General features: G+C 45.8%; 16 protein-coding genes. 9 read left to right on the forward strand and 7 right to left on the reverse strand.

The features are described 5' to 3' along the window. Nucleotides 1-338: 338 nt before the first annotated feature. The 5 genes from QUB44_RS01365 to QUB44_RS01385 form a co-directional block, all read right to left on the reverse strand. Nucleotides 339-1478 carry a 30S ribosomal protein S1 gene (locus QUB44_RS01365; protein ID WP_333362149.1) on the reverse strand — a complete coding sequence of 380 codons (1140 nt, stop codon included), beginning with the start codon at nt 1476-1478 and terminating at the stop codon, nt 339-341. Between the two features lie 639 nt (nt 1479-2117). Beyond that, a complete protein-coding gene (nrdR, locus tag QUB44_RS01370; protein WP_333362197.1) occupies nt 2118-2675 on the reverse strand; it encodes a transcriptional regulator NrdR in 558 nt (185 codons plus the stop codon). Between the two features lie 194 nt (nt 2676-2869). Then, complete coding sequence (locus tag QUB44_RS01375) at nt 2870-2965, reverse strand: photosystem II reaction center protein T (RefSeq protein WP_006635641.1); 96 nt, start codon at nt 2963-2965, stop codon at nt 2870-2872. Between the two features lie 417 nt (nt 2966-3382). Continuing rightward, on the reverse strand, nt 3383-4912 hold the full coding sequence (gene psbB / locus QUB44_RS01380; protein WP_333362151.1) for a photosystem II chlorophyll-binding protein CP47: 1530 nt from the start codon (nt 4910-4912) through the stop codon (nt 3383-3385). Between the two features lie 198 nt (nt 4913-5110). Then, nucleotides 5111-5440, reverse strand: coding sequence for a hypothetical protein (locus tag QUB44_RS01385; protein ID WP_039887994.1), 330 nt, complete (start codon nt 5438-5440; stop codon nt 5111-5113). A gap of 215 nt (nt 5441-5655) precedes the next feature. Here QUB44_RS01385 and QUB44_RS01390 point away from each other — a divergent pair, with 215 nt between their 5' ends. Both QUB44_RS01390 and mnmG read left to right on the forward strand, forming a co-directional pair. Further along, a complete protein-coding gene (locus QUB44_RS01390; RefSeq protein WP_333362155.1) occupies nt 5656-6009 on the forward strand; it encodes a transcriptional regulator in 354 nt (117 codons plus the stop codon). Between the two features lie 76 nt (nt 6010-6085). Continuing rightward, the gene (gene mnmG, locus QUB44_RS01395) at nt 6086-8002 is read left to right on the forward strand and encodes a tRNA uridine-5-carboxymethylaminomethyl(34) synthesis enzyme MnmG (RefSeq protein WP_333362158.1); all 1917 of its coding nucleotides are present in this window, start codon (nt 6086-6088) and stop codon (nt 8000-8002) included. 550 nt (nt 8003-8552) lie between these two features. Here mnmG and glgP read toward each other — a convergent pair. Further along, entirely contained in the window at nt 8553-11111 is a 2559-nt protein-coding gene (glgP, locus tag QUB44_RS01400) for an alpha-glucan family phosphorylase (RefSeq protein WP_333159521.1), read from the reverse strand. Nucleotides 11112-11204: 93 nt separating this feature from the next. Between glgP and QUB44_RS01405 the strand changes: the two genes are divergently transcribed. Continuing rightward, nucleotides 11205-11441, forward strand: coding sequence for a hypothetical protein (locus tag QUB44_RS01405; RefSeq protein ID WP_333362161.1), 237 nt, complete (start codon nt 11205-11207; stop codon nt 11439-11441). A gap of 57 nt (nt 11442-11498) precedes the next feature. On the opposite strand, the gene QUB44_RS01410 is transcribed toward QUB44_RS01405, so the two are convergent. Then, nucleotides 11499-14396 carry an EAL domain-containing protein gene (locus tag QUB44_RS01410; RefSeq protein WP_333362164.1) on the reverse strand — a complete coding sequence of 966 codons (2898 nt, stop codon included), beginning with the start codon at nt 14394-14396 and terminating at the stop codon, nt 11499-11501. A gap of 790 nt (nt 14397-15186) precedes the next feature. Here QUB44_RS01410 and QUB44_RS01415 point away from each other — a divergent pair. The 6 genes from QUB44_RS01415 (at nt 15187) to QUB44_RS01440 (ending at nt 22610) form a co-directional block, all read left to right on the forward strand. Then, nucleotides 15187-15765, forward strand: coding sequence for a hypothetical protein (locus QUB44_RS01415; RefSeq protein WP_333362167.1), 579 nt, complete (start codon nt 15187-15189; stop codon nt 15763-15765). A gap of 352 nt (nt 15766-16117) precedes the next feature. Then, nucleotides 16118-17158 carry a M28 family peptidase gene (locus QUB44_RS01420; RefSeq protein ID WP_333362170.1) on the forward strand — a complete coding sequence of 347 codons (1041 nt, stop codon included), beginning with the start codon at nt 16118-16120 and terminating at the stop codon, nt 17156-17158. Between the two features lie 187 nt (nt 17159-17345). Continuing rightward, complete coding sequence (locus QUB44_RS01425; RefSeq protein ID WP_333362173.1) at nt 17346-19175, forward strand: ABC-ATPase domain-containing protein; 1830 nt, start codon at nt 17346-17348, stop codon at nt 19173-19175. Between the two features lie 77 nt (nt 19176-19252). Continuing rightward, the gene (locus tag QUB44_RS01430) at nt 19253-21613 is read left to right on the forward strand and encodes an FHA domain-containing protein (protein WP_333362176.1); all 2361 of its coding nucleotides are present in this window, start codon (nt 19253-19255) and stop codon (nt 21611-21613) included. A 59-nt stretch (nt 21614-21672) separates the two neighbouring features. After that, the gene (locus QUB44_RS01435) at nt 21673-22155 is read left to right on the forward strand and encodes an SRPBCC family protein (protein WP_333362179.1); all 483 of its coding nucleotides are present in this window, start codon (nt 21673-21675) and stop codon (nt 22153-22155) included. A gap of 5 nt (nt 22156-22160) precedes the next feature. Continuing rightward, nucleotides 22161-22610: an EVE domain-containing protein gene (locus tag QUB44_RS01440; RefSeq protein ID WP_333362182.1), complete on the forward strand. Its 450-nt coding sequence runs from the start codon at nt 22161-22163 to the stop codon at nt 22608-22610. Nucleotides 22611-22722: the final 112 nt, after the last annotated feature.

Genomic DNA, 22722 nt, shown 5'->3' on the forward strand with positions numbered 1-22722 from the left:
CTCTGACCTTTATAAATCTTAACAAATTAGCACCATGAAGGCCATGCCTATTTAGGCAGATTGATCGCGCTGTCACTTGTTTCAATTCAAAGTGCGATCGGTGCATCGGTCTACAGAAAGATATTAAATCTCGGTAATTAAGAATGGGGAATTGGCAATTGGCAATTGGGAATTGGGAATTGTCAACCACCGAGCAGCGACTAATGACTAATAACTAATAGCTAATTACTAATAACTAATGACTAATGACTAATAACTAATAACTAATTACTAATGACCAATGACTAACTAAAAAAAAAGAGGGAATTTTCCCTCTTTTAATCACACTAACTGCGATGTTATTCTTCCGTCGCAGGAGGGATTTCTTCCTCTACATCTAATACTGCTTCGGGTGCTGCTTCAGGTGCTGCTTCGGGTGCTGCTTCAGGTGCTGCTTCGGATGCTGCTTCGGATGCTGCTTCAGGTGCTACTTCCGGCAGATCCTCTTCCATTGCTGAGGGTACATCTTCGAGTATTTCGTCGGAGAGGTCATCAGCATCGATCGAGTCTACAGGAATGTCTATGCCTGCTTTAGCTTGCTTTTGAGCGAGCATTTTCTCCCGGAACTTAGCTGCCATTTCCTCAGCTTTTTCGTATACCAATTCGCGATTTTTGACCATCGCGCCCGGTTCCGGTTCCAACTGCTTGGTGGAGAGAGAAATCCGGCCCCTCTCGGCATCCAAGTCAATGATCATCACTTTCACTTCGTCGTTGACATTGAAAACGCTATGAGGCGTATCGATGTGATCGTGCGAAATTTCCGAGATGTGCAGCAAGCCGCTGACGCCGCCGATGTCGATAAAGGCACCGTAAGGCTTGATACCGCGTACTGTACCGATGACGACTTCCCCGACTTCGAGGCGGTTCATCTTGCGCTCAACTAAGGCGCGACGATGACTCAACACTAGGCGGTTGCGGTCTTCGTCTACCTCTAAGAATTTTAATGGTAATTCTTCAGCGACTAATTCTTCCTTCGGTTTGCGGGTACTTATATGAGAACCGGGAATAAAGCCTCGCAAGCCTTCTATTCTCACGAGTGCGCCGCCGCGGTTCGTGGCAAATACTTGCGATCGTACTGTGGCATCTTCTGCTTGCAGTTGTCGCACTCTTTCCCACGCCCGCATATATTCGATGCGCCGGATGGACAGGGTTAATTGTCCGTCTTCATTTTCATCGGTTAGAATGAAAAATTCTCTGGTTTCGTTTGATTGCAATACCTCTTCAGGGCTTTCCACTCGATTGATGGACATTTCCTGAATGGGAATGTACGCTGCTGTTTTAGCACCGATATCAATCAGAGCGCCCCTCGGTTCTATACTAAAAACTGTACCCGCTACTACATCGCCCGGGCTAAAGTGATAGTCATATTTATCAAGTAGGGCTGCAAAATCTTCGTGAGTAAAGCCGATGTCTTTGACTGTGGTTTTGAGATTGACCATGCGAATAGTTTCCTAGGATTTCTCTCCTTCATGTTTTTCGTTTGTGCCGGCAGATATTAGAGATTTTGGTGAAAAAGCGGTTAACTTTTTTCAAAATCTTTTACTAAAGTCAGTTTTTGCTAACTTTTGCCGCGTGCAACTGCACACCAGCGCTTGCCATTACTGTTACTCCATACTCTGTGTTAAAACGTTTAATCTTAACATTCCGAGTCAAGTAGACTATTTTGACACTCTCAGGTATAAATAAACTGAGATTCTTCATTCAACGAGCCGACTTGCTGGCGACAGGATTACTCCAGTCTAAGTAGAGGTCGGTTTCTCCAGAAGCGTAAATTTCGGTATGCCCTACCGTATTTAATTAGTCACCGATCTTTAGTTAGGTTTTGTTCAAATGCGAGCTTTCCTAAACTGCAACACCGTTAGGTGTGACTACGCACTCAACTAATCCAGTTAAGTTTTTACGTTGTCTAGTTATACTCTATTTTAGACCGATGACGATCATATCACACCCAGCACTATTACTGAGAAAAAAGAACACTCGCTCGAATGAGAGTCCCTTGAGTCGCTATTCCTCCCGGCCTTCCTCGCGACACGGTTTTCAATCTCCCAGAATATTTCTATAAATTAATTTAAGCGAGCTTAGCTGGGACTCGCGCAGGATGCTGGGCTTTCTCGATCGACTGCTTCGACATCCGGCAAATCTGCGTCAAAATTGGGTCTAGTTTCTGCATCTTCAGCTTCGTTGAGGGGATTCTGAAGGTGATTTAGGGTATCTACAAAATCTCGGATGCCTCGAAATTGCCGATATACCGAGGCAAAACGGACATAAGCGACTTCGCTGAGCGGCCGCAGGTGCAACAGCACCAGTTCCCCTATTTCTGAACTGGCGATTTCTCGGAGCGATCGACCTTGGAGTTGCGCTTCAATTTCTTCAGCCAGAGTTTCGAGATGCCCCGAAGACAAACCGGTTTTTTCGCAGGCCCGAATCAATCCCCTGACTAATTTTGACCTGTCAAAAGATTCGCGCTTGCCGTCCCGCTTGATCACCGTAATTGGCACAAATTCTATGCGTTCGTAAGTTGTGAAGCGGTGCTGGCAGCTCAAACACTCACGCCGCCGACGGATGCTTTGACCTGATTCGGCTGAACGCGATTCTAGAACGCGGCTATTTGTGTGTTGGCAGGAGGAACAGCGCATGATTGCTGATTTTAACAGGCATTGCCAGCAAATTGCCATTCATCTAACCGCCTGGGGTCTGATGAATGGCTGGACTAGAAAAATCACTTAACACACAGCGGTGAAATAGTCCCGCACCAAATTAGATCGCTATGATGCGGGCTAACCGCAGTCCGGTTCAAGATATTTTGGACTTGCTGGAGGCGTATAGCTAATTATTTGCCAATCCGGGGAGGTTCCCGAAAGGCGATCGCAAAAAATAGTACGCCTATAGCTAAAGCCAGAATCAAAATGTAAGCAACACTTTCCATGTTAAATTTTCCCTATCTTCCCTTGCCGTATTATTTCATCGTGAACAAACCTGACGGTCAACTGAGTACAGTTAGACCGCAGGCTTCTTTTTCCTTTTTTTCAAAGGCTTTTTATAGTGAGGTAGTTCCACCCCCACTTGCTAATATAGTATCAGAGTATTTCCCGATCATCAATGGGTGTAAAAGAACAATTGTCGGTTTCCGTACCTACACCCGACGAGCCTTTCATCCCAAGGAGTAATTTATTCGGGGTACTTCGCGCAGCGCTCTGATTAATCCCCTCTAAATATACCGAGGGACTTCCCGGCTGGTAGTTAATTACTGGTTTTATTATTAACCAAAAAAACCCGGTTTCTTGAAGAAACCGGGTTTTTTTACACCGGGAAAGTTTCCCGGCTAGCCAGAGGCTGGCGAAATTTAGAGAGGTTCTTCTCTTCTGGTGGTCACGTCGCCCAGTTTTTGGAACAAGCCCCACTCGACTTGTTCTTCGAGGTCAGCCTCAACTCCAGCAAACACGTCGCGGAAAATAGTCCGAGAACCGTGCCAGATATGGCCGAAGAAGAACAGCAAAGCAAAGCAAACGTGTCCGAAAGTGAACCAACCGCGAGTCGAAGTGCGGAAAACGCCGTCAGAATTCAAGGTTTCGCGATCGAATTCAAACACTTCACCTTTTTGAGCAGCGCGAGCAAACTTCTTAACATCTAGAGGATTATCAAAGGTTTGACCGTTAAGTTCGCCGCCGTATAAGCTGACGGTAACTCCGCTTTGTTCAAAGCTGTATTTTGATTCAGCACGGCGGAAGGGGATGTCAGCGCGAACGACCCCATCTTTGTCTGTCAAAATCACTGGGAAAGTTTCAAAGAAGTTGGGGAGGCGGCGAACCGACAATACCCGACCCTCGCTGTCAGTAAATACTGGATGGCCCAGCCAGCTTTTCGCAATACCGTCGCCATTGACCATCGCGCCGGCCCGGAACAAACCGCCTTTAGCAGGAGAGTTGCCCACGTAGTCGTAGAAAGCCAATTTTTCAGGAATTTGTTCGTAAGCTTCTTGGAAGCTAGCGCCACGGGCCAAGCTAGCTTGAGCTCTGCGATCGATTTCTTGTTGGAAATAGTTTCCGTCCCACTGATAGCGAGTCGGGCCAAAAAGTTCGATCGGAGTAGCAGCAGAACCGTACCACATCGTACCCGCAACCACAAAGGCTGCAAAGAACACGGCAGCGATACTGCTAGAAAGTACAGTTTCGATATTCCCCATCCGCAGGGCTTTGTAAAGACGTTCCGGCGGCCGCACTGTCAAGTGGAACAAACCGGCAATTACGCCGACTACGCCCGCTGCAATGTGGTGAGCCACGATGCCGCCCGGATTGAACGGATCGAAGCCTTCAGGGCCCCAAGAAGGCGCCACTGGCTGGACGTGACCGGTCAGACCGTAGGGGTCGGACACCCACATTCCTGGGCCAAAAAGTCCCGAAAGGTGAAATGCGCCGAAGCCGAAGCAGAGCAAGCCGGAGAGGAACAGGTGAATGCCAAACATTTTTGGCAAGTCGAGGGCTGGTTCACCGGTGCGAGAGTCTCTGAAAAGTTCTAAGTCCCAAAATACCCAGTGCCAGACTGCTGCTAAGAACAGCAGGCCCGAGAGGATAATGTGAGCGACGGCGACGCCTTCAAAGGACCAGAAGCCCGGATCGACGTTACCTTCGCCGGTGATGCTCCAACCGCCCCAAGAACCCGTAACTCCCAAGCGAGTCATGAAGGGCAACACGAACATCCCTTGACGCCACATTGGGTTCAGAACTGGGTCTGTGGGATCAAAAACTGCTAGTTCATAAAGGGCCATTGAGCCGGCCCAACCTGCCACGAGGGCAGTGTGCATTAAGTGTACAGAAATCAATCGGCCTGGGTCATTTAAGACGACTGTGTGTACGCGATACCAGGGTAGTCCCATTGACTGCGGTTCTCCAAGGTGTAAGTGATGATGTCTATTTTTACGGAAAAATCAGATTCTGAATCCCCAGCAGTTACCTGCAGGGTTTAAACTCTGCCTTTTGCCGCCTGCCATCTACCTTCAAAGGTGGAGGCATAAAAATGAAAGTTATTTAAAGAAGTGTATCGAGTGTTAGAACCGATTGCAATATGTTGAGCATTACATTAGTTGCGGGTTGCCCATTTCGCAGCGGGCGGCGATCGTCCCGAGGCGTTCGAGGACTTGCTCGGCATCGATCAGTCTGGTGAGGGTGACGTTGCCGATATTTTTGGCGGGATCGGCAGGATCGGGACGGACTGCTGGTTGGACTTCTACCATGAGTACGGCGTCTTCTACGCGGTAGAGCCACATTTTTTCGTTGCGATCGGAAAGACAGAGGTTGAGCTGTTGGATGTCCGGCGCCCGTCTCCAGGCGGCGTGACTCCACTCGCCGCCGACGCCCCAAACGCGCCCAACTTTCCAGCCGTCGGATAAGAAGAAGTATTTCACTTGTGTACGCTTGTTGAGATTTTTTTGTCTAACATAGCGCAAAACTGCAATTGTACGGAATTATTGAACTGCGAAGACGCGAAGGGTGCATATAAATATTGTTATTCGATCGACTATTGCCTATAATATGCTATGTAAGGCATAATTGACTCAAATTAAGATAGCAGATAGTAGATTTACCGGTCATTTGAATAAATTAATGGAGCCAGAAACAGATGACAATTAGCCTGAAAACTATTATGGAGAATTTGCCTCCCGAAGAACGAGCAATAGTCGAAAAGCGATCGGTTGAATTAATGGCTGAAGAAATGACCTTGCAAGACTTACGAAAAGCAAGGAAATTTACTCAGATTCGCATGGCTGAATTATTAAATATGCGTCAAGAAAATGTCTCGCGACTCGAACGCCGTGCGGATTTGTTGGTATCTACTTTGCAAAGTTATATCGCGGCAATGGGTGGGGAGTTGTCATTTGTCGTAGAATTTAAAGATCGACCCCCCGTAAAAATTACTGGATTAACATCGATGTTTGAAGAAAACAGCTACACTAATGGAGAGGAAGAGTTTTAATTAAGGAAACTAAAACCTAATTTTGCCAGATGTCTATTATTCAATCTAAAATCTAAAATCTAAAATCTAAAATCGAATGACCGCACAAACTCCAGTACAATTCCAAGACAGTTTCGACATCATCGTAGTTGGTGGCGGACACTCCGGCTGCGAAGCCGCCCTCGCCACTTCTCGCCTCGGCTGTCGCACCCTTCTCCTCACCCTCAACCTCGACAAAATTGCGTGGCAACCTTGTAATCCGGCTGTGGGCGGCCCAGCTAAAACCCAACTTACTAACGAAGTTGATGCGTTAGGCGGGGAAATTGGCAAAATGGCCGATCGCACTTACTTACAAAAGCGCGTCCTCAACGCATCGAGAGGCCCCGCAGTTTGGGCGCTGCGAGCACAAACTGACAAGCGGGAATATGCCGCTGTGATGAATAATATTGTTGAAAATCAACCCAATTTGACCATCCGCGAAGCGATGGTTACAGACTTAGTTTTGGGTAAAAACGAAGAAGTGATAGGCGTCGAAACATACTTCGGCGTCGCATTTGAATGCAAAGCAGTAATTCTCACCACAGGCACTTTTTTAGGTGGCACAATTTGGGTGGGCAATAAGTCGATGCCCGCCGGACGTGCAGGAGAATTTGCCGCCGTTGGCTTGACGGAAACTCTCAATCGTTTGGGCTTTGAAACTGGCAGGTTAAAGACAGGAACTCCGGCAAGAGTTGACAAACGTACTCTCGATTACACCCACCTCGAACCGCAACCGGGAGATGCAGAGGTTCGCTGGTTTAGTTTCGATCCAGAAGTTTGGGTGGAACGCGAACAAATGCCTTGTTATTTGACTCGGACTACGCCAGAGACTCATCAATTAATTAGAGACAATTTGCATCTTTCTCCAGTCTACGGCGGCTGGGTTGATGCGAAGGGGCCGCGCTATTGTCCGAGTATTGAAGATAAGATTGTGCGGTTTGCGGATAAGGAAAGTCACCAGATTTTTATTGAACCGGAAGGTAGAGATATTCCTGAACTTTATATCCAAGGTTTTTCTACTGGTTTACCGGAAAATTTGCAGTTGCAAATGTTGCGGACTCTTCCTGGTTTGGAAAAGTGCGAGATGATGCGCCCTGCTTATGCTGTGGAGTACGATTATTTGCCTGCTACTCAGTGCTTTCCAACGCTGATGACTAAGAAGATTGAAGGGCTGTTTTGCGCGGGTCAGGTTAACGGTACAACTGGATATGAGGAGGCGGCAGCACAGGGGATTGTGGCGGGTATTAATGCGGCTCGGTTTGCGAAAAATCAGGAGATGATTGTGTTTCCTCGCGAGCAAAGTTATATCGGCACTTTGATCGATGATTTGTGTACGAAGGATTTGCGGGAACCTTACCGGATGTTGACTTCGCGATCGGAATATCGGCTATTATTGCGATCGGACAATGCGGATCAACGCTTGACGCCGCTGGGACGGGAAATTGGTTTGATTGACGATCGCCGGTGGGAGTTGTTCGATCGCAAACAAGCTAATATTGTGGCAGAGAAGGAACGCTTGTACTCGACGCGGGTGAAAGAGCACGAGGAAGTAGGCAAGGCAATTTTTGCAGACACTCAACAAGCGATTAAAGGTTCAATTACTCTGGCTGATTTGTTGCGTCGTCCTGGTTTTCATTATCTGGACTTGGAACGCTACAATTTAGGCAATTCTAGTCTGAAGTTGGCTGAGAAAGATGGTGCAGAAATTGACATCAAATATTCCGGCTACCTGCAAAGACAGCAAAATCAAATCGATGACATTGCCAAACACGAACGCCGACAATTGCCTGCAGATTTGGATTACATGGCAATTACAACTCTCTCCAAAGAATCGCGGGAAAAGTTGGCTAAGGTAAAACCGCTGACGATTGGCCAAGCGGCCAGAATTGGTGGGGTAAATCCGGCTGATGTTAATGCTTTGTTGATTTTTCTGGAAGTGCGAAACCGTAAGCAGCCAGCGGGTGTAGGTAAATAAGCTAAACTAGAGGTGTCTCAAGGCTGCCTTCAATTTTATGAAATAGCAGGATAAAAAAGTGTGACTATTGTGAAACCACTATTTTGTTCGGCTGCTTTCATATTGAGGGATATACAGCGTATTCCAGGTTTATGAAGTAAACCCTAATGCAACAAACAAGAAAAACTGGCAGAATGTCAACTCTAATTGATGAAATTCTGCCAGTATCTTTTAGATATTTATCAATCCTCGAACCAAGTCTGAATTTCGCAAATATTCCGCATAATCAGCGTTTATCGGTGGTTCAAACCTCCCCGAAATCCCCACCAGTGTTGCCACCCTCAAAGCCTTAAAAGAACAGCGAGATGCCTTGCTATACGCTTATATACGCGCTCACTGGTGGTACTGGGGAATAGAGCGGAATGTGGTATTGGGCGATCGCACAATCGGCTAAATAGTCATTCCCCAAGGAAGATAACAAAAGTGGTAGAGTCGGAGAGAGGGAGAATTAGGAAAATCTTCCTTTATTCTCCTGACTACTGACTACTGACTACTGACTACTGACTACTGACTAATGTGCCCAGAGAATCACGCCAGCTTCATAAGGACTGCTGAGATTATCGTGCTTCGGCAAAACCCGCAACGACAAACCTTGCAAACCACTAGAAGTATAAGTAATGTCAGCCGTATAAAGGCTAGCATTCTGAGAATCTTCTCCCAAATACTCCATCACCACCGGCACGCCACCAATAATATCGCCGTTAGCATCAACGGAGCCTTGATAAAGTTCAACTTGCACGTCTGCAGGTGTCAATCCCATCAGATTAATCCGAGATTTAACAGAGATCGACTGATTGACCTTAACTTCCTTATCCTGGGAAATATCAACAGCCTCAATCTTAATATCCTTCCACTTCGCCAGAACGTGCTTCTTCCAGTGAGACAACTCCTTGGCTGGAGCACAATTATCCGAAGTCATCGTGAAGAATCGATCGCTCACCGGGAAATAAGCCCGCCGCGCGTAATCTTTCACCATCCGAGCAGTATTGAAGAAAGGACAGTTTAAGCGAATCGAATCCTTCATTTTCTCCGTCCAACCGCGAGGAATTCCATCAGCATCCCGGTTGTAAAACAGCGGTACAACTTCCTTCTCCATCAAGTCGTACAAAGCATTAGCCTCGACCTCATCCTGATACTTAGTATCTTCGTAAAACTCCCCATGTCCGATCGGCCAACCGGTGCGAACATAATCAGCTTCATCCCACCATCCGTCGAGAATGCTGAGATTCGGTAAACCATTCATCGAAGCTTTCATCCCCGAAGTCCCGGAAGCCTCACGCGGGCGGCGTGGCGTATTCAGCCACACATCGCAGCCCGACACCATCATCCGAGCGACGTTAATGTCGTAGTTCGGCAAAAAGACCATCGAGCTCATCGTGTCGTGCTCGCGGATGAAGTGAACGATATCCCGAATCAATTCCTTACCCGGAATATCCATCGGGTGAGCCTTCCCAGCAATCACAAACTGCACCGGGCGATTGCTGTCCCGCATGATCCGCATAATTCGATCGACATCGCGCAAAAACAGCGTCGCCCGCTTGTAAGTAGCAAAGCGGCGTGCAAACCCGATCGTCAGCACCTTCGGATTGAGAGCCTCCCGCGCGTGTTCGATTTCCGTTTGGGCCGCACCGCGCTCACGCAAAGTCTTTTGCAGCCACTCCCGTGCGAACACTACCAACTCGGATCGACAACGTTCGTGATTTCGCCACAGTTCCTCATCAGGAATCGATGACATCCGATCCCAGAGTCGATCGTCCTTGCGAGTCATTTCCCACTCCGGGCCGAGGTATCGATCGTACAACTCCTGAGTAGACTTCGCCACACAACTGCGAGCGTGCACCCCGTTGGTAATCGAAGTAATCGGTACTTCTTCCTGCGGCAAACCCGGCCACAAACCCTGAAACATCGGGCGCGACACCACACCGTGCAAAGCCGCCACCCCGTTGACAAAACTCGACATTTTAATTGCCAAAATTGCCATATTCAGAGGTGCGGACAAATCGCCAGTATTCTCCCGGCCCAATCCTAAAAACTCATCTTGCGACAAGCCAAATATCTTGGGATAGTGACTCAGATAGTGCATCACCATATCCGGCTCGAACAAGTCAAACCCAGCAGGCACCGGCGTGTGAGTCGTAAACATACTGCTCGAAACCACCACCTGTTCCGCTTCTACGAAACTCAGGTGATATTCCTCCATCAGCATCCGAATGCGTTCCAAAGCCATGAAAGCCGCGTGGCCTTCATTCATGTGATAAGCCGTAACTGTCAGCCCCAATGCCTTGAGCATTTTCACGCCGCCGATGCCCAGCATGATTTCTTGGTGCATCCGCAGAGTTTTATCACCGCCATAAAGTTGGTCGGTAATATCTTGGTCGTAGCGGCTGTTAGGTTCAATATTTGTATCCATTAGGTACAAAGGAACCGTTCCCACTTGTACTCGCCAAATCCGGGCATACACCTTGCGGCCGGGATAGTCCACCTCAATCCGCAATTCCGAACCGTCGGGATTGCGTTCTGGGTGCAGCGGCATATTGTAGAAATCATTGAGCGGATAGCGTTCTTGCTGCCAGCCGTCGGCGTTGAGATACTGCGAAAAATAACCTTCTTGGTAGAGTAGGCCGACACCGACTAAGGGCAAGCCCAAATCGCTAGCTGATTTGAGGTGGTCGCCTGCGAGCACGCCCAAGCCGCCCGAATAGATCGGTAGGGCTTTAACTAAGCCGAATTCCATCGAAAAGTAAGCGTAGCATTCTTGCTGCTCGGTGCCGCGCTGTTTGCGGTACCAGGCGCGATTTTTGAGATAATCGTCTAACTGCTGGGCTGCTCGGTTCATTTGGGCAATGAAGCCTTCGTCTTCTGCCATTTCTTGCAGCCGCTCTTGAGATATGGTTCCGAGCATCAGCACCGGGTTTTGGTTGCTGGAGTCCCACAGGTCTCGATCGAGGCGACGGAAAAGGTCTTTGGTATCGACGTTCCAGTCCCAGTGCAAGTTGTAGGCAAGCTTGCGTAGGGGTTCGAGAATTGTCGGTAGCGACGGGGAAACGTTAAATGTACGAATTGGCTGCATAGACAAAGCCTTTATGTTGGGGTAGCGATATTTTCCTCTGTCTTTAGGTACAAGTCCGTTATTCTGCACACTATTTTAAGTTTTAACCAGTTCATGCACGATGCCATCAAGCAGACGAAACGGAAGCGCAGGTCGTTCGATGTGAGCGAACTGGCCGTTTTCGGCTGCGATAACTGTCGCAAGAAGGCCTCGCCACCAGACCATCACGACTGGACGGCGATCTGTCTTGAGTGCGGCAACGAGTTTTCCTACAGTGGCTGCTCGTGCGACGGCTGCGGCGGCGGGACGTATGCGGGTTTCGGCGGTGGTCGCACGACTTTTTACGTGTAACTTCGCAGGACTTGCACGCAGCGTTACAACCGCACGCAGTCGTAAGTCGCGACCCAATTAAGCAATTTTCACTTGTTGCAACTGAGAATTTAGCAATAGCTTCCTAGCATCACCAGCCGACAGGGCAGGGCTGAAATAGTAACCCTGAATTTCTTGACAGTGGAGTTCGCGCAAACACTCCAACTGCTCTTTAGTTTCTACTCCTTCGGCTACCACGCTCAAGTTCAAATCTCGCCCCAGCGTCGCTACAGCCTTGGCGATCGCGCGTTCGCACGGATCAGTCGTCAGTCCGCTGACAAAGGATTTATCTATTTTTAAGATATTCAAGGGAAACTTTTTGAGATAATTTAGAGAACAATAACCCGTGCCGAAATCGTCCAGCGCAATTTGCACTCCCATATTCTGCAACTCCCTGAGAACTTTTGTGGTATAATCCACATCTTGCATGGCTGTAGTCTCAGTAATTTCTAACTCTAAATACTTGGGTGCTAAACCGCTTTTTTCCAAGCACTTCGCTACCATTTCTAATAAATTAAATTGCTGGAACTGCCGAGCCGAAACGTTGACTGCTACCCGCAAATCTGGCTGCAAAGCATCCTGCCAAGCTTTATTTTGAGTGCAGGCTGTTTGCAGCACCCATTCCCCAATAGGTACAATGAGTCCGTTCTCTTCGGCGATCGGAATAAATGTAGCGGGAGTAACTAAACCTAATTGTGGATGTTGCCAGCGTAGCAGGGCTTCCATACCCTGAATTTTCCAAGTAGCGATGTTGACTTTTGGTTGGTAAAAAACCTCAAATTCTCCCTGTTCTAAAGCCTCGTGCAGCCTGTGTTCTATAGTTAGTAACTGGCTGCCTTGGGGATTAATTGTTGAAGTATATAACTGATAGTTATTTCTTCCCATTTCTTTAGCGCGGTACAAGGCGGCATCGGCATTTTTGACTAAAGTTTCGGCATCTTCGCCGTCGTTTGGATAAAGGGCAATGCCGATGCTGCTGCTAACATGAAACGGTTGTCCTTCTAGTTTAAATGCTGGCTTTAAATTGTTGAGTATTCTTTGAGCTGTTTTAACTGCATCTTCTAAGCAATTGATATCGGGAAGCAGTATTGTAAATTCGTCGCCTCCCCAGCGGGCAACAGTGTCAGTCGATCGCAAAGTGTCGCTGATGCGTCCGGCAAAACCTTCTAACAGGCGATCGCCCGCAGCGTGACCTAGTGTATCATTAATCTTTTTGAACCTGTCCAAGTCTAAAAACATCACAGCTAGCATTTTTTTGGTTTGTTTAGCTTGTTTTAAGGAAGCCAGCAGCCGCTCGTTAAAAAGTATCCGGTTCGGTAAACCGGTGAGTTGGTCATAAACAGCTTGATAGCGAATAATTTCTTCAGCTTGCTTGCGCTGAGTGATGTCCATCATCGTGCCGATCGCCCTTACTGCTTTGCCACTTTCATTACGGATGATATAGCCGCGATCTAGTACAAAAACATATCCCCCGTCTGCACGGTGAAAGCTGTATTCTTCCGACCAATATTGAGCGTCTGAGTTCATTGTTTCGTTGAAGCTTAACATCACTCTTTCCCGTTCTTCGGGATGAATATTTAGCCACCACGATTCTACTTCTATCGTCTGATTTTCGTTGAGTTTGTATCCAAAAACTTTTTCAAATTCTTCACTCAACCAATACTCATTTTTTGATAAATCAAAATCCCATACGGCATCATTTGTCGCCCGCGTCAGCAGGTGAAAGCGTTCTTCGCTTTTGCGTAGTTTTTCTTCGGATTGCACCCGTTCCGTTACATCCCGAAAGCTGAATACTCGACCAGTAATTTTGCCTCCCGTGCGCTGGGGCAACGAGTAGCGCTCGAAGATTCTGCCATCTGTCAACTCGATGATATCGTAACTTTCTGCGGTCGGGCGATCGGACAATTCTTTAGTACGGTTGAGAAATATTTCCGGGTATTTTAACAGGTTGATTCCAAACGCCAAAATTTGGTTGTTATCTCTCGAATCCAGCAGGAAATCCGGCAACTGCCACATTTCGGCAAATTTGCGATTAAAGGTGAGCACTGTGCCTCCACTGTCAACCGCCAGAATACCGTCAGCAGTAGATTCAATGGTTGCTTGAAGCAACGAAAGAGATGTTTCTAGTTCTAACTCTGCTAATTTGCGATCGCTGATGTCAAATGCTGTGATTAATATTGAGGCTTTTTTTTCAAATTTGATAATATCTACAGTTGCTTCAATCCAGCGCATTTCTCCTGTTTTCGTGACTATTACTAATTCATATTTAGAGCCTGCATTTGAGCGCGCATGGCTGGATTTACCCCATTTTTTAACTATTTCTATAAAATCTAGATGAATTAAGTCGTATAAATCCAATGCTAGTAATTCTTCGCGAGTATATCCTGTCAGAGCTTCTGTCTGAGCATTGACATAACGGAACTGTCTGCGGTGATAGATAAATGCCACAGCATTCACAGTTTCTATCAGTTGGCGAAACTTTTTTTCACTGCGTCGCAAATTTCTTTCAACCCGCTTGCTATCGGTAATATCTTCTGCTATATATAACTTGCCGCTGACCTTGCCTTGACCGTCGCGAATAATTGAAATAGAAAGCAGTACAATTATTTTTTTTCGGTGTTTAGAAAGGTAGACTTTTTCGACGTTGCGGACAGAACCTTCGGCTGTTAAGCTTGCTAACTCTAACTCCTGTGCCGGTGATTCACTTTTCTTAAAAAGTCCGGCTATTGGTTTGCCTAACAACTCTTTTTTAGAGTATCCCAGAAGTTGACAGGTAGCTTGGTTTAACGAAAGGATATGGCCGCCCGGGGTGGTCGCAATTATCGAGACGTTCATTTCCTCGCAAATATCCAGGACATATTCGGCAGTTTGCTGCAAATCTTGGGTCATTTGGGCAATAGTATGCCAGATATCCAGTTCTTTTTTTGGATACAACACTTTTTCTCCTTTTGGTAGCTTGTCATTATCTGTTTCAGACTTCGTCTTAATTAACCTCATAGTCTGGGATAATATATTTACTGTTTTACCCCTAATCAATAATGAGGTTAATAAAAAAATAAAACCCAGATAATTACCGATTATCTTTAAACTAAAATTAGGTTTTTTTATCTGACTTTCCTGAGATTGTATATAATTGTAAGTCGGTAATTCTACTGGCTCAATTAGGGATAATTTATCCAAAAACAATGTGGCGGTTGCAAAAGTAAGGGGGCGAGATGCTGAGCGCAAATAACTATGTTTCTGAGACCGAACCAAAATCCATTCTACAAGGAGAGTGCCATGCCCATCTCCTAGACTTGTCGGTAAGATTTTTGGATTTATGCCACATTCCACACCAAAAATAGCAACCGCGAAATATCCCAATATTAATTGAAAAATTATTTTCATTTGCTTTATTTCCTAATTTTAAATGTTTTTTTAGCAATCATAAATCTCAAAAAGTTTAGCAGAACTTTCTCTACCATAGGAAAACCCAGCCATCCGGAATTTATGTGGATTTGTAAATTAAATTTTACCAACAATAATAATTTAGCTTTATAACTAATTACAATTTTAATCTTAATCTAAAATATGTCATCAGCCATTGTGCCACAAATTATCCGCCATTCTGCCTAGACACCGGGTGGGAGCGCTAAAATTAGATAATTCCCGCAAGGAGGCGATCGGGACTTGTTAGAAAAATAAACAATTAGCTTAAAATCTATGCAGAGGTCCACTAATTGAACCCATGAGTCAGACCATCCCAGAACTCCAAAAAGAAGTCCGCGCACTGCAAGCAGAAGTTGCCACCCTGCAAGAGGCGCGGGAAAAACTTGCCGTACAGCGCTCAGAGTGCCGAGTGGCAGTCAGTTTCCCCAAAAATAATACTCCTGAAGCCATTGCCGATTTCCACAAGCAAACTGCTGCTTTTGGGGAGCAGTGGTTACAGCAAATCCAGGAAATTGACCGAGAGACTAAAAATATTGAAAAGCAACTGCAACAAAAACAGTCTTTACTCAATTACAAGCAAGGTGAAGTAGAAAAAATGCTGGCAGGAGAGCACTGGCAAGAAGTGGAAAACCACGTTCAAACCGGGGAAAAACGCTTGCAAGCACAAGCTCGTAGAATCAATCAAGCAGCAGCGCAGCTAGAGGCAGAAATCCAAGCTTTGAAAGCACTGTATGACCAACTAAACCCGAGTTATTCCGAGTGGTTTCAACAACCAACTCAAATAGTTGAATTTTCTGCAAGAACTATTCCTTATGCTTTTCCCAGTAGCAGTGGCTTAATCTTGGATAATAAGGAGATTGAGTGGGAAAAAAAGTAGTTTTGACTTGTAAACTTTAAAGGTAAATTAGTGATTTGAATGTCGCCGTCGAACGCTCCAATAAGCAATACAGATTCGACGGCAACATCCCAAGACTTTTACCTGCTTGTTTAAATCAAAAAGACAAAACTGCCTCTGGCACAGCTAATTTTAATATTTTTGAGTTTCATTTTTTGAAACAGGTTTATTTGTAACTCTGGTGTCAACCTAAAATCTAAAATATAACAGTTCTGGACGCATCAACCGGGTTTGACGAAAAGACTTTGTTGCAGCCCTCGCTTCTGCTAAAACACCCGGTTGATGAGAGCGAGGAGTGCGTAAGCTCTGTCTAAAATCTCACATAGACTTACTGATGAAACAATTGATTTGGATAGCGCTATTTATTCTAGTTGCGGTGGTGGCTGTGGGTTGGCATTCTGACTCGTGGCAGCGGTTGTCGGCTGTACCCGAAGTTGGGATCGATCGCAATATCCACACTTCCCAAAACCCGTCTCCCTTAACGCTTCCGGCTGAAAAAAATACTTTTTTTCAGTCGCAAATTGACCCGTTCAGGCTGTGGAAACACGTCGAGACTTTAGCAGGAGAACGCGATGGAGAACGATCTCGCTCTTTTACTAGAGACTACATTTCCCAGCAATTGCAAACATTAGGATTTTCCGCAGATTTGCAGCCATTTGATCGCGGAATTAACGTCTTCGCTGAGAGAAAAGGCACTGACTCAAACGCCGGGGCAATTTTAGTGGCAGCACACTACGATACTGTACCAAACTCCCCAGGCGCTGACGACAATGCGACGGGAGTTGCAGTAGTTTTAGAAGTAGCAAGATTGCTGGGTTCTCGTCCCACGCCTCGGACATTGCAAGTAGCTTTTTTCGACAGGGAAGAACTCGGACTTTTAGGCAGTTTAGCATTTACAGGTAGCGAGGCGCGGTTAAAAAATTTGCAGGGAGCGATCGTCCTGGATATGGTAGGTTATGCCTGCCGCACGCCCGGATGCCAGCAATATCCCGAAGGATTGACAGCGCAACCTTTTCTAGAAGCATCGGGGGTAAAATCTCCCGACAAAGGCGAGTTTATCGCTGTGATTGGGGATGCGGAACATCCGCTGTTGTTGAAAAGTTTTGCGGAGTCTGGAAAAGCCGATTTGCCGCCGGTGGTGGCGCTGCCGGTTCCCCTGAAAGGGTTGCTGACTCCCGATGTTTTACGCAGCGACCACGCGCCTTTCTGGTATAAAGGAATTGGTGCTGTGTTGGTGACGGATACTGCAAATTTGCGATCGCCCCACTATCACCAATCTAGCGATACATTAGCAACTATCGATCGACCTTTTTTCGCCGGTTCTGCTCAAATTGTTGTTAATGCCACGGCTAAATTATTGGAATTAGGTAATTAGTAATTGGTAATTCTACTCGTTACCAGGCAGAGCCTGGTAACGCAGATCGGGAGGCTCAGCCTCCAAATTTCCCACGCCAAGCAAGCGAGGCAGAGCCTCTGGAAATCGGTTCCTAGGCAGATCCTAGGAACTAGGTAAATAACTAATAAGTAATAACTAATAAGTAATAACGAATAACCAATAACAAATGATTAACAAAGAAAGTCTGCAACGGCATTTATTGCAACTAGATAATCGAGGCTACAAAGCCTACAAAGACATTCAAGGTAACTACGACTTTTCTGAATTCACATTAATTATTGATTACGTGCAGGGAGATCCGTTTGCTTCTCCCAGTAAATTTAGAGTCAGAGTTCCCCCCAACATTGCTCAAATTCCCCGTCAACTTTTCAACTCTCGCAGTCGAGAAATAGCCCTCAGAGATTACCTAACTCGCCAATTTGACCGAGCAGCACACAGCATCAGCAGCAAACGCGGCACTGGCAAAAGTGGTTTGATTGCAGTGACTGGCTTGGGACAAGAAGTTTTAGAGCGAACTTCCGCATTTATCATTTCCTCAAATACATCCGATATCGAAAATTTAGGAGGAGTTGAACTGCGATTTGCCGTCGGACTCCCAGCAGGCGGACGCAGTATCTTAGGGCTACAAGCTGCTGAAATGCTGTGCGAAGATATCCCGCAAATTGTCAGTCAATCTCTGAAGTATGCTAACTTAAATGCTGCTGAATGTCGCCGTCACGTTGAAACTGTAGAAGATGCTGACTGGCTGCGGCAGCAGTTAGCTCAAAACGGATTAGTTGCGTTTGTTGCTGACGGTTCTATTTTACCCCGTCGCAGCGGTGTTGACAACCGTCCTTTGTTAAATAATGCTGTGGCTTTTCAGTCCCCGCCGTCGTTAAAAGTTGAATTTAATTGTCCGAATCGCGGTTTGATTTCCGGTATGGGTATTCCCGCTGGCATTACTTTGATTGTTGGGGGTGGCTATCACGGCAAATCAACTTTACTCAGGGCGATCGAGTTGGGAGTTTACAACCGAATTCCGGGAGATGGTCGGGAACTTGTGGTAACTGATCCGGCGGCGGTTAAAATTAGAGCGGAAGATGGCAGAAGTGTTGCGGGAGTTGATATTTCGCCTTTTATTAACCACTTGCCACAAGGTAGAGATACTGCACAATTTTATACAGAAAATGCGAGCGGTAGCACGTCGCAAGCTGCTAATATTATTGAGGCTTTGGAAGTGGGAAGAAGGAAGAAGGAAGAAGGAAAAGGGAAGAAAGAAGAAGCTCACTCTTTTGTTTTAGAGACGGAATTAGTCGCTATTTCAGAAGGGGATTTAGTGCCTGTTTTATTGGTGGATGAGGATACGGCGGCGACGAATTTCATGATTCGCGATCGCCGAATGCAGGAACTCATCGCTAAGGATAAGGAACCGATTACGCCGTTTATTGATAAAGTTAAACTGTTGTACGCAGATTGCGGCGTATCGACTATTTTAGTCATGGGGGGAAGCGGCGATTATTTTGATGTGGCAGATACTGTGATTGCACTGGAAAATTTTCAAGCAAATAACGTGACTAAAAAAGCTAAAGAAATTGCTAAGAATTACTCGATTACTCGCGCTGATGAAGGGGGAGAAAATTTTGGTGAGATCACTCAAAGAGTGCCGATTCCTGCTAGTTTAGATCCGAGTCGGGGACGGCGAGATGTGCGGGTGAAGGTGCGGGATGTTGATGAATTGGCTTTCGGAACTGAGGAGATTGATTTGGGTGCTGTTGAGCAAATTGTGGACAGCGGACAGTTAAGGGCGATCGCAGCAGCAATGGTTTATGCTAAGCAGCAATACATGGACGGGAAACGCACTTTGTCGGAAATCATAGATTTGGTGATGGCAAATATTGACGCGCAGGGGATGGATATTTTATCGCCTTTTCCTGAAGGGGATTTTGCGATGTTTCGGCGGTTTGAATTGGCGGCGGCAATTAATAGGCTTCGCAGTTTGTCAGTTGTTGCTAAGTAGACTTGCTTAATATAAGTGTATTGTTGTCCTACTTTTGATATGCTGAAAAAAATGAGTGCAAAAACCGCGATTGAAGTATGACAGGCAATATAGGACAACTGACTGCTTTAAGCGATCGACCTTATATAGTATTAAGCAATCAAGGGGAGGTTTTACAGTTAGAGTTAAAACAGCAGCAGCACGTATTGGGGCGCGATCGCACTCGTGCTGATTTAGTCATTCCCGAACCCTGGCGCGCAGTTTCGGGCGTTCACGCTGTTTTGCGCCAAATTGGGGATAATTACTGGATTTACGACGGTGACGGGCAGCGGCCGAGCACTAATGGCTTATTTGTCGATCGCACTCGCATCACTCCCAATGACGGTTATTGTCTGAAAAACGGCACAGAAATTAAAATCGGTCTCGATCCTCAAAATCAAGTTTTGCTGAGTTATTTTAATCCGCTGGCGAATCAGGTTGCTGTCCCTAGCAAGCAGTCAATTCTTCTTAAGAATCGGTCGGTTTTGTTGGGCCGCGATCCAAACGCTTCGCTGCAATTAGATGCGCCGCTTGTTTCTAGACGCCACGCCACAATCGACCAAGACAGTCGCGGTAATTATATTTTGCGAGACCACAGCGTTAACGGGGTTTTTGTTAACGGTCAGCGAGTGACAAATTCTGTACAGTTGTCCGAGGGAGATGCAATTCGGATCGGCCCGTTTACTCTAACTTACCGCAGCGGTGAGTTGCAGATGCAAGACTCGGGCCATCAAATTCGTTTGGATGCTGACAGTCTGGTGATTCCGAAGCGTTTGGATAACATCACTTTGGCGATCGAACCGGGGCAGTTTGTGGCTTTAGTCGGCGGTAGCGGCGCTGGCAAATCTACTTTAATGCGGACGCTTTTAGGTATCGAAAAAACTACTAACGGCGCTGTGTTTCTCAACGGTGACAACCTGCGCCAAAACTTCAATATTTACCGCAATCAAATCGGTTACGTGCCTCAAGATGATATTGTACACGCAGATTTGACAGTAGAAGAAGTCTTGAGTTATGCAGCTAAATTGCGCTTACCTCCCGATACAGATGTCAAGCAGGTAGTCGCAAAAACTTTAGAAGATATTGAAATGACTCACCGTCGCAAGGCTTTGGTAAAACAGCTTAGCGGCGGACAGCGGAAGCGGGTCAGCATCGGAGTTGAACTGTTAGCAGACCCGAAACTTTTCTTTTTAGACGAACCGACTTCAGGACTCGATCCGGGTTTGGATAAGAAGATGATGCAACTGCTGCGAAAGTTGGCAAATCAAGGCCGGACGGTGATTCTGGTGACTCACGCGACGGCAAATATCACGATGTGCGATCGTATTGTTTTTATGGGTCGCGGCGGACGCCTTTGTTACTTCGGGCCACCTAGGGAAGCGCTCGATTTTTTCGATGTCAAAACAAGCGATTTTGCAGACATTTACAACGAATTAGAAACAGGAGAAACCAACGTTCAAAGCTGGGCAGAAAAGTTTAACAAATCTCCCTACTATCAGCGCTATATTGTCAACCACTTCAGCAGAGGCAAGGCTAATGCAAAAATACCTTCTGCACCTTCTGTACCCAAATCTCAATCTTTTGTAAAACAACTTATTCTGCTCGCCCAGCGTTATTTTCAGCTTATTTCCCGCGACTTAGTTAACTTGAGTTTAGCTCTTTTAACGGCTCCGATAGGCATTAGTTTACTGCGGCTAGCCGTCAGAGATAAAGACCCATTAATTGGCGCACCGGAGGCAACTTCAGCACCTTTAGCGCTCAGAGTTTTATTTGTATTTACCTGTGCGGCGATTTGGGTGGGACTGGCAACTTCTCTGCAAGAAATTGTTAAAGAATCTGCTATTTATTTGCGCGAACGTTTGGTCAATTTAGGATTGTTTGCTTATTTAGGTTCAAAATTTTTTATCCTTTCTGGTTTGGCAGTATTGCAAACACTGTTAATGGTAGGAATTATTCTGATTGCTTTTAAATCCCCCGAACCGAGTTTTATTTCCTGGTCAGTGGGAGCAACTATTACCACATTCCTAACTTTAATGAGCTGCATAAGCCTGGGATTAGTCGTTTCCGCGATTGTTAAAAATAGCTCTCAAGCTAATAGCGCTTTGCCTCTATTATTGCTGCCTCAGATTATTTTTTCGGGAGTTTTGTTTAAGATGGAAGGTGCGGCGAGCACATTTTCTTGGCTGATGTTAAGCCGCTGGTCTGTGGGTGCTTACGGCTCTTTAGTTAATGTGAATGGGATGGTTCCCGCACCTACTACATTACCGGACGGCAGCATACTTCCTCAGCCGTTTGAGCCTACTCCTGTTTACGATCCAACCTGGGAAAATTTGGGTTTAAACTGGGGTATTTTGTGCGTGCATATTTTTGTTTATTTGATATTGACTTTGTGGTTGCAGAAGCGGAAAGATATTTTATAATTAAAATTACCCACTTTTAACTCACAGTTCCTTATCAAATCATATTATTGGAGATATAAATGTTAGTTAAAATCAACGCAGTCGTAGAAATTGCTACATCACCTGAAGTAGTCTTTAATTTTGTTACATCCCTGTCAAATCTGCCAAAAGTCTTTTGCGGGTATGGCCCAATTCCAGCAATTATTAAAGCTGAGATGGCAGATGGTGGAGAGATGCGTGAAGGCGGCGTGCGGCGGATAGAAAATTCCGACTCTTCGGTGATTGATGAAGAAATCATTACTTTCAAAAAGCCAGAAAGACAAACCTACCGACTGGTTAGAGGGTTTAAGTTTCCGATTTATCTACTCATTGAGTCTGGTGGCGGGGATTGGAATTTCACTGCTACAGCAAAGGGAACTCGGATTGATTGGGAGTTTTATTTTATGTTGACTTCTCCGGTATTCTATCCCCTTGGGTTGTTGCTAGTTCAGGTTTTTATGCAAAAAGCTATGCAGCAGTGTTTAGATAAAATTCAAGCATATTTGGCTAAGCCAAGCGAATAGATTGTATGAATTATTGGCTAATGAAGTCTGAACCAGATGTTTATAGTATTGCGGACTTGAAGGGCGATCGCACTTCGATTTGGGATGGCGTTCGCAACTATCAAGCGCGCAATTTTATGCGAGAAATGAGTCGGGGAGATTTAGTATTTTTTTACCATTCTAATACTAAAATACCGGGAATTGTCGGCTTAGTGCGCGTCGTTGAAACTGGAATTGCTGATCCGAGTCAGTTCGATATGAATAGCGAATATTATGATCCTAAATCGCCGTTTGATGCTCCTCGCTGGCAAACTGTGAGAGTTGAGTTTGTTGAGGAATTTGCTAAGTTAATATCTTTGGATGAACTGAAACAAAAGTTTAGTGCTGATGAGATTTGGGTGGTAAGGAAAGGCAATCGGTTATCGGTGATGCCGGTATCTGAAGTTGCTGCTGAGAAGATTTTGAAGATGAGATAAGGAATGAAAAATAAATAAATTAATGCATTACTCAGGGGTGCATCTCACTTTGGCGAATGTGTCAAAAAAGAGTTAAAATGAAAAAGCTAGTAAAATCGTTAAATAAATATGA

The organism is Microcoleus sp. AT3-D2 (assembly GCF_036705715.1).
Classification (GTDB): Bacteria; Cyanobacteriota; Cyanobacteriia; order Cyanobacteriales; family Microcoleaceae; genus Microcoleus.

What these genes read in the sequence shown, in the direction of transcription:
- QUB44_RS01390 (WP_333362155.1), top strand. Translation starts at nt 5,656, where the DNA reads ATGACAATTAGCCTGAAAACTATTATGGAGAATTTGCCTCCCGAAGAA.
- psbB (WP_333362151.1), bottom strand. Translation starts at nt 4,912, where the DNA reads ATGGGACTACCCTGGTATCGCGTACACACAGTCGTCTTAAATGACCCA.
- QUB44_RS01440 (WP_333362182.1), top strand. Translation starts at nt 22,161, where the DNA reads ATGAATTATTGGCTAATGAAGTCTGAACCAGATGTTTATAGTATTGCG.
- mnmG (WP_333362158.1), top strand. Translation starts at nt 6,086, where the DNA reads ATGACCGCACAAACTCCAGTACAATTCCAAGACAGTTTCGACATCATC.
- nrdR (WP_333362197.1), bottom strand. Translation starts at nt 2,675, where the DNA reads ATGCGCTGTTCCTCCTGCCAACACACAAATAGCCGCGTTCTAGAATCG.
- QUB44_RS01425 (WP_333362173.1), top strand. Translation starts at nt 17,346, where the DNA reads ATGATTAACAAAGAAAGTCTGCAACGGCATTTATTGCAACTAGATAAT.
- QUB44_RS01375 (WP_006635641.1), bottom strand. Translation starts at nt 2,965, where the DNA reads ATGGAAAGTGTTGCTTACATTTTGATTCTGGCTTTAGCTATAGGCGTA.
- QUB44_RS01435 (WP_333362179.1), top strand. Translation starts at nt 21,673, where the DNA reads ATGTTAGTTAAAATCAACGCAGTCGTAGAAATTGCTACATCACCTGAA.
- QUB44_RS01365 (WP_333362149.1), bottom strand. Translation starts at nt 1,478, where the DNA reads ATGGTCAATCTCAAAACCACAGTCAAAGACATCGGCTTTACTCACGAA.
- QUB44_RS01430 (WP_333362176.1), top strand. Translation starts at nt 19,253, where the DNA reads ATGACAGGCAATATAGGACAACTGACTGCTTTAAGCGATCGACCTTAT.
- QUB44_RS01405 (WP_333362161.1), top strand. Translation starts at nt 11,205, where the DNA reads ATGCACGATGCCATCAAGCAGACGAAACGGAAGCGCAGGTCGTTCGAT.
- glgP (WP_333159521.1), bottom strand. Translation starts at nt 11,111, where the DNA reads ATGCAGCCAATTCGTACATTTAACGTTTCCCCGTCGCTACCGACAATT.
- QUB44_RS01415 (WP_333362167.1), top strand. Translation starts at nt 15,187, where the DNA reads ATGAGTCAGACCATCCCAGAACTCCAAAAAGAAGTCCGCGCACTGCAA.
- QUB44_RS01420 (WP_333362170.1), top strand. Translation starts at nt 16,118, where the DNA reads ATGAAACAATTGATTTGGATAGCGCTATTTATTCTAGTTGCGGTGGTG.